General features: G+C 66.5%; 10 protein-coding genes and 1 tRNA gene. 2 read left to right on the top strand and 9 right to left on the bottom strand.

What is annotated here, in order from left to right; all coding sequences use genetic code 11:
* Positions 1 to 25 precede the first annotated feature (25 nt).
* The 7 genes from rpmE to argS form a co-directional block, all read right to left on the bottom strand.
* Positions 26 to 256, bottom strand: a complete 231-nt coding sequence (rpmE, locus tag MTY59_RS16285; protein WP_007773875.1) for a 50S ribosomal protein L31 — start codon at positions 254 to 256, stop codon at positions 26 to 28.
* Positions 257 to 446: 190 nt separating this feature from the next.
* Positions 447 to 2,306 carry a transcription termination factor Rho gene (rho, locus tag MTY59_RS16280; protein WP_221042064.1) on the bottom strand — a complete coding sequence of 620 codons (1,860 nt, stop codon included), beginning with the start codon at positions 2,304 to 2,306 and terminating at the stop codon, positions 447 to 449.
* A gap of 267 nt (positions 2,307 to 2,573) precedes the next feature.
* The gene (thrB, locus tag MTY59_RS16275; protein WP_415822371.1) at positions 2,574 to 3,509 is read right to left on the bottom strand and encodes a homoserine kinase; all 936 of its coding nucleotides are present in this window, start codon (positions 3,507 to 3,509) and stop codon (positions 2,574 to 2,576) included.
* A 94-nt stretch (positions 3,510 to 3,603) separates the two neighbouring features.
* Positions 3,604 to 4,686, bottom strand: a complete 1,083-nt coding sequence (thrC, locus tag MTY59_RS16270) for a threonine synthase (RefSeq protein ID WP_221042063.1) — start codon at positions 4,684 to 4,686, stop codon at positions 3,604 to 3,606.
* On the bottom strand, positions 4,683 to 6,005 hold the full coding sequence (locus MTY59_RS16265; protein ID WP_221042062.1) for a homoserine dehydrogenase: 1,323 nt from the start codon (positions 6,003 to 6,005) through the stop codon (positions 4,683 to 4,685). The genes thrC and MTY59_RS16265 overlap by 4 nt, the downstream gene beginning before the upstream one ends.
* A gap of 3 nt (positions 6,006 to 6,008) precedes the next feature.
* A complete protein-coding gene (gene lysA / locus MTY59_RS16260; protein WP_250160577.1) occupies positions 6,009 to 7,427 on the bottom strand; it encodes a diaminopimelate decarboxylase in 1,419 nt (472 codons plus the stop codon).
* Positions 7,424 to 9,076 (bottom strand): arginine--tRNA ligase, encoded by a 1,653-nt coding sequence (argS, locus tag MTY59_RS16255; RefSeq protein ID WP_221042061.1) that lies wholly within the window; start codon positions 9,074 to 9,076, stop codon positions 7,424 to 7,426. The genes lysA and argS overlap by 4 nt, the downstream gene beginning before the upstream one ends.
* A gap of 127 nt (positions 9,077 to 9,203) precedes the next feature.
* Here argS and MTY59_RS16250 point away from each other — a divergent pair.
* Positions 9,204 to 9,279 (top strand) — tRNA-Arg (locus MTY59_RS16250).
* Positions 9,280 to 9,380: 101 nt separating this feature from the next.
* Here MTY59_RS16250 and MTY59_RS27975 read toward each other — a convergent pair.
* Both MTY59_RS27975 and MTY59_RS16240 read right to left on the bottom strand, forming a co-directional pair.
* The gene (locus MTY59_RS27975) at positions 9,381 to 9,572 is read right to left on the bottom strand and encodes a DUF732 domain-containing protein (protein ID WP_415822369.1); all 192 of its coding nucleotides are present in this window, start codon (positions 9,570 to 9,572) and stop codon (positions 9,381 to 9,383) included.
* A gap of 139 nt (positions 9,573 to 9,711) precedes the next feature.
* A complete protein-coding gene (locus tag MTY59_RS16240) occupies positions 9,712 to 10,029 on the bottom strand; it encodes a WhiB family transcriptional regulator (protein ID WP_284145221.1) in 318 nt (105 codons plus the stop codon).
* Positions 10,030 to 11,403: 1,374 nt separating this feature from the next.
* On the opposite strand from MTY59_RS16240, the gene MTY59_RS16235 reads away from it, so the two are divergent.
* Positions 11,404 to 12,945 carry an adenylate/guanylate cyclase domain-containing protein gene (locus MTY59_RS16235; protein WP_221042059.1) on the top strand — a complete coding sequence of 514 codons (1,542 nt, stop codon included), beginning with the start codon at positions 11,404 to 11,406 and terminating at the stop codon, positions 12,943 to 12,945.
* Positions 12,946 to 13,100 lie beyond the last annotated feature (155 nt).

Genomic DNA, 13,100 nt, shown 5'->3' with positions numbered 1-13,100 from the left:
CACAGTTCGGGCGTCGGGAACCGAGCTATTTGTCGGCAGCAGCGCCGGCGTTGCGCTTGCCGTACCGCTTCTCGAAGCGGGCCACGCGGCCACCGCTGTCGAGGATCTTCTGCTTGCCTGTGTAGAAGGGGTGGCACTGCGAGCAGACCTCGACGACGATGTGTCCGCCGTCCTTGGTGCTGCGCGTCTGGAAGGTGTTGCCACACCCGCAGAGCACCGTGGTCTCCCCGTAGGCGGGGTGAATGTCAGCTTTCATGATGTCCTCTTCGATCGTTTGCCGCCCGCCCCCGGCCAAACTCGGACGGTCGGGCGTGAACTCCGAACCTCAAGCGGTTGTCGGATAATCGAGCCCCGATTATGCCAGGTCAACCACCATCATCCCAAACAGCGAGCTGCGCCCGGGCATTCCCGGTGACCCGATCCGGTCTCGGGCCACCGCCAGTGGGCTAGTCGTTGTCCATCGCCCCGGGTGTCGTCTTGGACACCTGGACCAGGAACTCGTAGTTGGTCTTGGTCTTGCGCAGCTGCGACATCAGCAGGTCGATGGCCTGGTGCGAGTCCAGACCCGACAGCACCCGGCGCAGCTTGTGCACGATGCCGAACTCGTCGGGCGACAGCAAAAGCTCGTCCTTGCGGGTGCCCGAGGGGTTCACGTCGACGGCGGGGAACACCCGGCGCTCGGAGATCTTGCGGTCCAGCTTGAGCTCCGCGTTACCGGTGCCCTTGAACTCCTCGAAGATGACCGTGTCACCGGTGGAGCCGGTCTCAACCATCGCGGTGGCGATGATGGTCAGCGACCCGCCCTCCTCGATGTTGCGCGCCGCGCCGAGGAACCGCTTGGGCGGGTACAGCGCGGTGGAGTCGACACCACCGGACAGGATTCGGCCCGACGCGGGCGACGCGTTGTTGTACGCGCGGCCCAGCCGGGTGATCGAGTCGAGCAGCACGACAACGTCCTTGCCCTGCTCGACGAGACGCTTGGCCCGCTCAATCGCCAGCTCGGCGACCGCTGTGTGGTCGGTGGGCGGCCGGTCGAAGGTCGAGGCGATGACCTCGCCCTTGACCGAGCGGGTCATGTCGGTGACCTCCTCGGGCCGCTCGTCGACGAGCACGACCATGAGGTGGCACTCCGGGTTATTCCGGGTGATCGCGTTGGCGATGTCCTGCAGGATCGTCGTCTTACCGGCCTTGGGCGGCGACACGATCAGCGCGCGCTGGCCCTTGCCGATCGGCATGATCAGGTCGATGACCCGGGTGGTCAGCCGGTCGCTGGTGGTTTCCAGACGTAGGCGCTGGTTGGGGTACAACGGCGTCAGCTTGGAAAAATCGGGGCGCTTCTTGGCGTCCTCGACTGAGCCGCCGTTGATACTGTCCAGGCGCACCAACGGGTTGAACTTCTGCCGCTGGTTGGGCTGTTCGCCTTCCTTGGGCACGCGGACCGCGCCGGTGACTGCGTCACCACGACGAAGACCGTTCTTGCGCACCATGTTCATCGACACATAGACGTCGTGCGGGCCGGCCAGGTAGCCCGAGGTGCGCACGAACGCGTAATTGTCGAGAACGTCAAGAATTCCGGCAACCGGCTGGACGACGTCGTCCTCGCGCAGCTCGGTGTCGCCGCCCTCACCGGAGCGCTCACCCCGGCGGCGACGGTCACGATCGCGGAAGCGGCGTCCCCGCCGGCCCTGACGGCCCTCGCCGTCGTCGTCCTGCTGGTTCGAGCCGCCGCGGCCCTGCTGGCCGCCGGAGTTCTGATCCTGGTCGCCGCCGCCGTCTTGGCCACGGCCGTCATTCTGGTTGTCTTGCTTGCCCTTCTCGCGGCGGTCGCCCTCACCGGGAGCGGCGCCCTCACGGCTGCCTGAGCTCTCGCGGTCGGCCTCGTCGTTGCCGCGGGCGGAGGATCCCGCATCGCGGGAAGCGCCGCGTCGTTCGCGGCGGGGCGCCTCGGTCGTATTCTTCTGGTCGCCCTTGGCCGCCGGTGCGTCGGCGCTGGTGTTGTCGTTCTTGTCGTCGTCTTTGTGGTCCGGCTTGCCGCTGTCCTCAGCGGGCTTGGCGCCATTGGCGGGAGCGCCGTTGGCCTGCCCCCGGACTTCCTTGATCGCGGCGATCAGTTCGTTCTTACGCATGCCCGACGTCCCTTTGACGCCAACTTGATTGGCCAGCGCGCGCAACTCGGGCAGCACCATCGTGGACAGTGATCCACCCGAGACGTTGGGTTTCGCGTCCGGAGTGTCTGTGGTCACGGCATTCGAGACTTGATTGGCGTCAGTGTTTTCGCCAGCCGTGAACAGGTCCGTATCAGTCACGGATTTCCTTTCTTTCCCCCGCTGATCAGGTCATACGGAGGGTTCGTTGCATTCAGGCAAATTGCCGAGTGCGCCCAATCATCGACATTGCAACGGTGATCGCCTGGATCGGCGGAGTAAACGGCGAACCTCGTCCACAAGAAGAATTGGTGTGTCCTAGCGGCAAGGCAGTATGGATGCAGATGCAGATGCTGCGATTGCTGGACGCGTCCGAGGATAGCCCCCATCCTTGCCGGAAGCAAGCAAACCCTCCGGCCACGCCGTGGATCAACCGACGACAGTGACTCCGGGACTCCAGCGAACTGGTTCGCCAGCGGCCATCTCGGTGATGGCAAACCCGTTGGCCTCGCCGTACTCCGCCACTTCGCGGGGCAACTCCGCCGATCTGGTTAACGCGATCAATGAGGGTCCAGCCCCGGAAAGCGTCGCTGCCACGTTATGACGTCGCAGCAGGCGCAAATATTCCGCCGAGGCCGGCATGGCCGGAGCGCGCTGCGGCTGGTGCAACACATCTTCGGTGGCCGCCATCAGCAGGTCCGGGCGTTCGGTGAGCGCCACTACCAGCAACGCGGTGCGGCTGACGTTGAAGCGCGCGTCCTCGTGACTGACCTGCGCGGGCAGCAGCACGCGGGTCTCGGCGGTGAGCGATCGTTCCTCGGGAATCGCGGAGTACAGGTGGATATCGGGGTGCAGCCGCAGCGGCACGGCCGCATACTGGGGACGGTCGCCGCTGCGGTCGACCCACGAAACGACCGCGCCGCCCAATACGGCGGCCGCGGCGTTGTCGGGGTGACCCTCGAACTCCGAGGACAGCTGGATCAGTTGGGTTGCGCTGAGCGACGTCCAATCCGTTTGTGCGACAAGGCCGTTTGCGGCCGCCAGGCCGCCGACCACCGCGGCTGCCGACGAGCCCAGGCCGCGGGAGTGCGGGATGGCGTTGCGGCAGCGCACTACCAGGCCCGGCGCGCGGACCCCGACTGCCCGCAGACCGCACTCCAGGGCGCGCACCACCAGGTGTTCGGGACCCACCGGCAGCTGGCCCGCGCCTTCGCCCTCGACCAGCACGACCAGCCCGGAATCGGTTGTCTCGACGATGATTTCGTCGTACAGGCTCAGTGCCAGACCGATGCTGTCAAAGCCGGGACCAAGATTGGCGCTGGACGCCGATACCACGGCGCTGGCCACCAGCCCGGCGGGCAGCATCGGGGTCATCAACAGCCTTTCGCGCTTGCGATCGCCACACAGACCACCGCGTGGCGACCCGCTGCGCCCGGCTTCGCCGCGCTTGCGATCGCCACTAGGCCAGCCCCAGCTTTTCGACCACGAGGACCGGGTCCACCGGCAGCGGGGTCACGGTCGGCATATCCCGCAGCGCGGTGTCGGGGTCCTTGAGGCCGTTGCCGGTCACCGTGCACACGACCGTCGACCCGCGGGCCACCCAGCCGTCGTCGATGGCCTTGAACAGCCCCGCGATGCTGGCCGCCGAGGCGGGTTCGACGAAGATGCCCTCGGACTCCGCCACCAGGTGGTAGGCGGCCAGGATCTCTTCGTCGGTCGCGGCCAGGAAGCGGCCGTTCGATTGCTGCTGCGCGTCAACGGCCGCCGTCCACGACGCGGGGGCGCCGATGCGGATCGCGGTCGCGATGGTCTCCGGGTTCTTGACCGGCGCGCCGTGCACCAGCGGGGCCGCACCGGCCGCCTGCGTGCCCAGCATGCGCGGCAACTTCTCGATCAAACCCTCGTGGTGATACTCGGTGTATCCCTTCCAGTACGCGGTGATGTTTCCCGCGTTGCCGACCGGCAGGGCGTGCACGTCGGGCGCGGTCCCCAGCGCGTCGACGATCTCGAACGCCGCCGTCTTCTGGCCCTCGATGCGCACCGGGTTCACCGAGTTGACCAGCGCGATGGTCGGAAAGTCGGCGGCCATCTTGCGGGCCAGTTCCAGGCAGTCGTCGAAGTTGCCGTCGATCTGGATGATCTTGGCGCCGTGCATGACCGCCTGCGCCAGCTTGCCCATCGCGATCTTGCCCTGCGGTATCAGCACCGCACAGGTGATGCCGGCGCGCGCCGCGTAGGCCGCCGCCGACGCCGAGGTGTTTCCGGTCGACGCACACAGCACCGCCTGCTGGCCACGCGCCAGTGCATCGGTGACGGCCATCGTCATGCCCCGGTCTTTGAATGACCCGGTGGGATTGAGGCCCTCGACTTTCAGATGAACACTGCAGCCGGTCTTTTCCGAGATCCGGCCCGCCGCGATCAGCGGGGTGCCCCCCTCGAGCAGGGTGACCGGGGTCCAGTTGTCGCCCACCGGTAACCGGTCCCGATATGCCTCGATGAGACCGGGCCACGGCTTGTGGACGGCGGTGCGCGGGGCGCTCATAGGGTGGTCCCTTCCAGTCGTAGCACGCTGGTGACGCTCTGCACGGCATCCAAATCGGCCAGCGCCTCGACGGTTTCGGACAGCGCGGCATCCGTCGCGGTGTGGGTGACCACGACGATGCGCGCACCCACCCGTCGCCCGCCTTCGTCCGCGACACCTTCCTGACGGACCTCGGCGATGCTGACCTCACGCTTGGCGAATTCGGCCGCCACCGAGGACAGCACGCCGGGCTTGTCGGCGACATTCATGCTGACGTAGTAACGCGTGGAGATGAAACCCATTGGGGCGACCGGAAGTTGGGCGTATTTGGATTCCCGCGGCCCGCGGCTGCCCAGCACCCGGTTGCGCGCTGCCATCACCATGTCACCGGCGACCGCGGACGCGGTCGGCGCGCCACCGGCGCCTTGGCCGTAGAACATCAGCCGGCCGGAGGCCTTGGCCTCGACCACCACCGCGTTGAAGGCGCCGTTGACGGTGGCCAGCGGGTGCGACAACGGCACGAGTGCCGGGTAGACCCGCGCCGAAACCCGCTCCTGGCCATCGGTTGTGATGCGCTCGCAGATGGACAGCAGCTTGATGGTGCACCCCAGGGCCCGGGCCGATTCGAAGTCGGCCGGGGTGACTTTTGTGATGCCCTCGCGGTACACGTCGTCGGCGGTCACCCGGGTGTGAAAAGCAATGGACGCCAGGATCGCCGCCTTGGCTGCGGCGTCGTAGCCCTCGACGTCGGCGGTGGGGTCGGCCTCGGCATAACCCAACGCGCTGGCTTCGGCCAGCGCCGTGTCGTAGTCGGCGCCGGTGCTGTCCATCGCGGACAAGATGTAGTTGGTGGTGCCGTTGACGATCCCGGCGACCCGCAGCACCGTGTCGCCGGCCAAAGACTGGGTCAGCGGGCGGATGACCGGAATGGCACCCGCTACGGCAGCCTCGAAATACAGGTCGACATGCGCACTTTCGGCGGCCTGCGCCAATTCGCCGGTAGAGGTGGCCAGCAGCGCCTTATTCGCCGTGACGACCGATTTACCGTGCTCGAGGGCGCACAGGATGGCCTTGCGCGCGGGTTCCACCGGTCCCATCAGTTCCACGACAATGTCGACGTCGTCGCGCGCGGCGAGCGCTTCGATGTCATCGGTGAGCAGCTCGACGGGAACACCACGGCCCTCGGCGACGCGGCGCACTCCGACGCCACGCAACACCACGGGTGCGCCAACGCGAGCGGCGAGGTCATCAGCGCTGTCCTCGATGATTCGGACAACTTCGCTGCCGACGTTGCCCAATCCGAGTACCGCTACACCGACCGGCTTTTCGTCACGGGGCACAGTTCACCTCACTTCCAGACTCAATAGATCGTCGACCGTCTCACGACGCAGGACCTGACGGGCGCGCCCGTCGCGCACCGCGACGACGGCGGGGCGACAGATCATGTTGTAACGACTCGACAATGAATAACAGTAGGCACCGGTGGCGGCGACCCCGATCAGGTCGCCCGGGCGCAGGTCTCCGGGCATCCAGGTGTCGCGCACCACGATATCGCCGCTCTCGCAATGCTTTCCGACGATACGGGCCGACTCGGCCGGCGCATCGCTGAGCCGCGAGACCAGCCGGGCGTCGTACTGCGCGTCATAGAGTGCGGTGCGGATGTTGTCGCTCATGCCGCCGTCGACGCTGACGTAGCGCCGGTGCGCGGTGGCGCTCACGTCGACATCCTTGACGGTGCCCACCTCGTAGAGCGTGATGGTGCCGGGCCCGGCGATGGCCCGTCCCGGCTCGACCACCAGCCGCGGGGTCGGCAGCCCGACGGCCGCCGACTCGTTGCGCACGATCTCGCTCAGCTTGGCGGCCAGCTCGCCCATCGGCGGCGGATCGTCGGCGGCGAGATAGGAGATGCCCAGTCCGCCACCCAGATCCACGGTGGAGATCTGTGCGGCCTTCTCGACACCGAATTGTTCGACGGCTTGGTGTAGCAGACCGATCACGCGGTGGGCGGCGAGTTCGAAGCCGGCGACGTCGAAGATCTGCGAACCGATGTGACTGTGCAGGCCCACCAGTCGCAGGTGCCGGGTGTCGAATACTTTGCCGACGGCGTCCAGAGCCGCGCCGCTGGCCAGCGACAACCCGAACTTCTGGTCCTCGTGCGCGGTGGAGATGAACTCGTGGGTGTGCGCCTCGACACCGACGGTGAGACGGACGAAGACATCCTGGACGATGCCCGCCTCCCCCGCGATGGCGTCGAGACGCTCGATCTCGACCATCGAGTCCAACACAACATGGCCGACACCGGCTTTGACCGCGGCCGTCAGCTCGGCGACCGATTTGTTGTTGCCGTGGAACGTGATCCGCTCGGGTGGGAAGTTGGCGTGCAGCGCGACCGCCAGCTCCCCGCCGGTGCAGACGTCGAGGGACAGGCCTTCTTCGTCGATCCAGCGCGCAATCTCGCTGCACAGGAACGCCTTCGCGGCATAGTGCACGTTCTTGCCGCCGCCGAAGGCCGACGCGATCTCCCGGCAGCGGTACCGGAAGTCGTCCTCGTCGATGACGAACAGCGGGGTCCCGTACTCGTGGGCGAGGTCGGTCACCGTCACACCCGCGATGCTGGCGACTCCGGCTTCATCGCGAGCGACGTTGCGCGGCCACACATTCGGCGCCAACAGCAGCAGCTCCTCGGGGGATTGCGGCCGCAGCGGGCTTTCGGCGTGACGGGTCTCTTCGGCGTGCCGAGGACCGGCGGGGTGAACGTTCACATTCGCTCCGGAGCGGTGACGCCCAGTATCGCCAGGCCGTTGGCGATCACCTGGCGGGTCGCCTGGCACAGCGCCAGGCGCGCGGTGTGCAGATCGGTCGGTTGCTCGTCGCCCTGCGGCAAGACCCGGCACGCGTCGTAGAACCGGTGGTAGTCGCCGGCGAGGTCTTCCAAGTACCGGCATACGCGGTGGGGTTCGCGGAGCGACGCCGCCGTGTTGAGCACCCGGGGGAATTCGCCGAGGGTGCGCAGCAGCGTCCCCTCCTTGTCGTGCCTGAGCAGCTCGAGGTGCCCGGTGTCGGGGATCAGCCCCAGTTCGGCGGCGTTGCGGGCCAGCGCCGAGAGCCGGGCATGCGCGTATTGCACGTAATAGACCGGGTTTTCGTTCGACGCCGAGGACCACAGCGCGAGGTCGATGTCGATGGGGGTGTCCACCGAGGAACGGATCAGGCTGTAACGCGCGGCGTCGACACCGATGGCCTCGACGAGGTCGTCCAGCGTGATCACCGTTCCGGCCCGCTTGCTCATCCGGACCGGCTGGCCGTCGCGGACGAGGTTGACCATCTGTCCGATGAGCACCTCGACGGTGGCCGGGTCGTCGCCGAACGCGGCCGCCACGGCCTTGAGCCGGGCGATGTAGCCGTGGTGGTCGGCCCCCAGCATGTAGATGGCCAGGTCGAAGCCGCGCTGCCGCTTGTCCAGGTAGTAGGCGATGTCACCGGCGATGTAGGCCGGCTTGCCGTCGCTCTTGATGACGACGCGGTCCTTGTCGTCACCAAAGGCGCTGGTGCGCAACCACGTTGCGCCGTCCTTCTCGTAGATGTTGCCCGTCTCGCGCAGCCTCCCGATGGCTTCCTCGACCAGGCCCTTGGTGTGCATCGAGTCTTCGTGGGTGTAGACGTCGAAGTCGGTGCCGAACTCGTGCAACGACTCCTTGATGTGGGTGAACATCAGGTCGACACCGATTGCGCGGAAGGTCTCGCGCATTTCGGCCTCGGGCAGGCTCAGCGCATCGGGCGCTTTCCGCAACACCTCGGCGCTGATGTCGTGGATGTAGGCGCCGGCGTAGCCGTCTTCCGGGATGGGCTCACCCTTGGCCGCGGCGACCAGCGAACTGGCGAACCGGTCGATCTGGGCGCCGTGGTCGTTGAAATAGTATTCGCGCACCACGTCGGCGCCCTGGGTGGACAGCAGCCGGCCCAGCGCGTCGCCGACCGCGGCCCAGCGGGTGCCGCCGATGTGGATCGGTCCGGTCGGATTGGCCGACACGAACTCCAGGTTGATGTGGCGTCCAGCCAGCGCGTCAGAGTGACCGAAGCGGTCGCCGGCGTCGATGACGTTGACGACGACGACGGCTTGCGCCGACGCCTCGAGGCGCAGGTTGATGAAGCCGGGACCGGCCACCTCCGCCGACGCGATGCCGTCGGCCTGGGCGAGCGCCTCGGCGAGCCATCCGGCCAGCTCGCGGGGGTTGGCGCCGACCTTCTTGCCCAGCTGCAGCGCCAGGTTGCTGGCGTAATCGCCGTGCTCGGGATTGCGAGGGCGCTCCACGGTGACCGTCTGCGGCAGCGCGGCAGCATCCAGCCCGCGCTCGGCCAGCACCGCGGCGGCGGTGGTTTTGAGCAGCTCAGCCAGGTCAGCGGGGGTCACGAACGTCCATCCTATTGGCTGGGGTGTCCGCGCCCCGAATCCATTGCGGTGGCGGGGTGGCCACCGCGATGCGTTAGTCTGTCCGTGCTTGTTCGAAAGCCCCATGGCGCAACAGGTATGTCGGTGCGCCCCCGTAGCTCAGGGGATAGAGCGTCTGCCTCCGGAGCAGAAGGCCGCAGGTTCGAATCCTGCCGGGGGCACCATCTGACCAGCGCGGACGCAATGCCGCGCAAGGTCTGCACAACTAGGTGTCTGGCGTGGCTCTACGGCCTGTGAACGAACATCCCGTGCTCTTTCTTCGGCTTTAAGGGATGTTCACACCAGGGCAGATGTACTCGACCGCGGCATCGACCACCTGGCCAGCAGCAGCCGTGTTGGTCCCTAGATGGGCAGCCACCTCCTGATTCACGTAGCGGCCGCTGATGCCTCCCTGGGTGCAAATAGTTCGGCCAGTGAGCAATAGATCCGCATCACTGCCGGGCGCGTTTGCTGGTATTTGACCGCTGGATGGGTAGCGGCGTCAGTTCCTGACCCAGTGTCCGACCGGAGCTGCGGTTTGATGGGTGCTGACCAGCACCCGGGGGGACCCACGGATGCGCCTCGACGGCTGCCCATCGGCTAGTGGCCACGGGTGCCTATCCGATGGAGCGGGCGTTGCGCTTAGCAAAAAAGTCTGTCCAGGACACAACCTCGGGATGGCGCTTGAGCAGAGCCCTGCGCTGGCGCTCGGTCATGCCGCCCCAGATTCCGAACTCGACCTTGTTGTCGAGCGCCTCCGCTCCGCACTCCTGCATCACAGGGCAGTGACGGCAGATAACTGCCTCTATACGTTGTTGGGCCCCCCGCACGAACATCCGATCGGGATCTGATTCAGTACACAGCGCCCCCGGCACCCATGCGCGATCGTCCGCGGCCACTGCGCGCGGAGTGCTTTTTGCGAGCACAAGTCTCACGGGCCGAGCGGCCCGTCTTTCTACTGACAACGAGCTAGTCCTTCGTCCCGGTCGGCCGCAAAGTGTTGCGACCGCCCCCCTGGTGCTGGGATGTGCGCCACATCGGCCCGTACGTGTGACTTGGATCCCCCGGTTTCTAAGTTAAGCGATTCGGTATCGATTGCGCAACAACTTTGTGGCACGCACGTACCTTTTTTCTAGTGACGTTAATAAACGTCAGCGTTTGCTGGCGACCTTGGGCCGTGCGGCGCGGGAGCGTGGTGGGCCGGTGCCGTTGACAGCCGCGGCGGATGTACTGGATGCGAGCCAAAGCAAGGGCAGTCTGGGCCATGCCTGGGTGCGCCTGCGCGATCGTGCGGATTTCTTCCTCGACGCCGACCTCCACCGGTCCAGGTGTTGCCGGTGATACTGACACAGTGACACTCGGAGTTGCCGGTTCCGTGTCGTTGCGCCTCTGGCGGTAATTTTGCCTGGTAAAAGGTGTTCGCGTTGGTACACCCAGGGCAGTGGCAGCCCTCGATGTAGCGCCGCCGTGTGCCGTGCTTCGCTGCCATGGTGCTCCAAAAATGTTGTGCTTCAATGCAATTAGTTCACGAAATGCGTTGTGTGACAGTGTCACTTTCGCTGCCGTGCGCGAAAAGTTGCCGCAGTCTCTGGCTCGTCCGGACAGTCGTTTGCTGGGATAGAACACCCCCTCGGGTTGCTGACTACTCGTTTTTCGACGACTTTGCCGTCGAAGTGAGTTGCTGGGGCTTACACTCGCTGAAGCTGCTTCTGGTTCTGGCATTTACCGGACGGAGGGCCTTCGATGAGCATGTTTGTTCGTCGCGCGGCGGGCGTGGTCGCAGTGGCTTTAGCGCCCATGACGTACATGACAGCGGTATCGCCTGGGAATAGCTCTGCTCAACCCCCAGATTGCGGTCCAGGCAACTGGTGGAACCCGGGAGCCAATGCCTGCCAGCCGTTAGGCGCACCGCCACCCCAGGATTGCGGACCAGGCAACTGGTGGAACCCGGGAGCCAATGCCTGCCAGCCGTTAGGCGCACCGCCACCCCAGGATTGCGGACCAGGCAACTGGTGGGACCCGGGTGCCAATGTGTGCCGACCCGTCGTACCACCCCCGCCGCCCTAAAGCCGTAGATCCGCGCCCGCAAAGATTCTCCGGCTGGCGCCGGCAAACGAGGCGATGAATTCACGGCCCGCGACCGCCACCGCGAGGGCCGCGGGACGGCCGCCCACCGACCCGGCCGCGTCATCGCTGCGCAACAGGTCACTCCCGGCATGATCAAGCTGCCTGAGTGATCTGAGCGGAACTACCTGGGGGATTATCACTGGTGCCCCATCGAGCACTGGGATCAGCAGTACGCTCAGGCCATGGCGGACACGTCGTACGCCAAGTGCGGCGATCTCAGCCTGGCATATCAGGTGTTCGGCGACGGGCCTGTAGAGCTCGTCGTCGTCGGGCCGTTTGTCAGCCACCTCGAGCTGGCCTGGACCCTCCCCCAGTTCAAGGCGTTCATGGAGCAGCTCGCCACGTTCTGTCGCGTCCTCTTGTTCGATAAGGCCGGTGTCGGGCTGTCGGATCCGGTGCCAAAAGTTCGCACCCTGGATGATCGGGTGTCCGAGATCGAGGCCGTCATGGACGCCGTCGGCTTCGTACGGGCCGTCGTCTCCGGTCTGAGTGACGGTGGACCGGCGTCCATGATGTTCGCGGCCGCACGGCCGGAGCGAGTGCGGGCGCTGATCCTATGCGCCACATACTCGTTCCACCCCTGCGGATGGGACGACATGAATCGTGACCCGGGAGAGCTGCGGGCGCGCTTCCTTTCCGAGCTAGGTGAGGCCTACACGCCGTCCGTTGAGCAGCTCGCTCGCTGGCTGGAAGGCGGCCGCGCGGTGCGATCCGGGTGGGGCACCGGTGCGGCAGCCAGCATCAGCGCGCCATCGGTCCGGTCGATACGCCAGCTCGCAATGTTGGAGCGCATGAGCGCGAGCCCGGGAATGGCGCGGGCGTCATTCGAAGCGGCCTTTCTGACCGACCTGCGCCCGATCCTGCCAACGATTACCACGCCAACCCTGGTCATCCATGCCCGTGAGGACCCCGCGGTTCCAGTGCAGGGCGGCCGGTATCTCGCCGATCACATCCCCGGCGCGCGGTACCTCGAGGTCGAGGGCGTGGACCATGCACCCTTCTTGACCGAGCCAGACAAGATCCTGACCGGCATCGAGGAGTTCCTCACCGGCGGCCATGCCGCGCCTGCACAGTCGCACCGCGCCCTACGCACCGTGTTGTTCACCGACATGGTCTCCTCGACCGAACACGCCGCGGCGGCGGGCGATGAGCGGTGGCGGGCGGTGCTGTACCGCTTTGGTGAGATCACCGCCGAACTCACGCAGCGGTTCGGCGGCACGGTGGTCAAGAGCACCGGCGACGGGCACCTCACCACGTTCGACGGCCCGACGCAGGCCATCCGCTGCGCCGAGGCGTTGCGCGCCGACACCGAGATCCTGGGCATCCAGATTCGCGTCGGAATCCACACCGGCGAATGCGAACTACTGGACAACGACATCGGGGGAATCGCGGTACACATCGCGGCGCGCATCCTCGGGCACGCACGGGCGGGCGACATTCTCGTGTCCCGGACCGTGCGTGACCTGGTCGTCGGGTCGGGCACCGGCTTCGAAGACCGTGGCAGCGTCGAGCTGCGTGGCGTACCCGGCAGTTGGCAACTGCTGGCGGTCGATCGCCACGGCCCGCGCGCGGGATCGCCTGAGGCGGAACTTGTTTCAACTCCCACCCCTGGCCGCCGGACCGCGATGCGACGCTCGGACCGCGCCGTGGAGCTGATTGCCACGCGGGCACCGTGGGTTCTCCGCGGGATGGCGCACCTCGCGCCGGCCACCGCCCGCCGCTGAACAGTCAACCGCCACGCCCACGGTCGTGAGGCGAAGCGGAGCACCCTCCGGTGAAGCAGTCGCATCTCGATCGACCGCCCGGCCATGGTGTCATCGTGGTCGGCTCGTCCGAACAAGCAATTGAAAACGCGCCCCACGAGTCACAAACGACATTA

Origin of the sequence: Mycobacterium senriense (assembly GCF_019668465.1) — a bacterium.
GTDB lineage: Bacteria > Actinomycetota > Actinomycetes > Mycobacteriales > Mycobacteriaceae > Mycobacterium > Mycobacterium senriense.
This window is presented reverse-complemented; position numbering and strand designations above follow the sequence as displayed.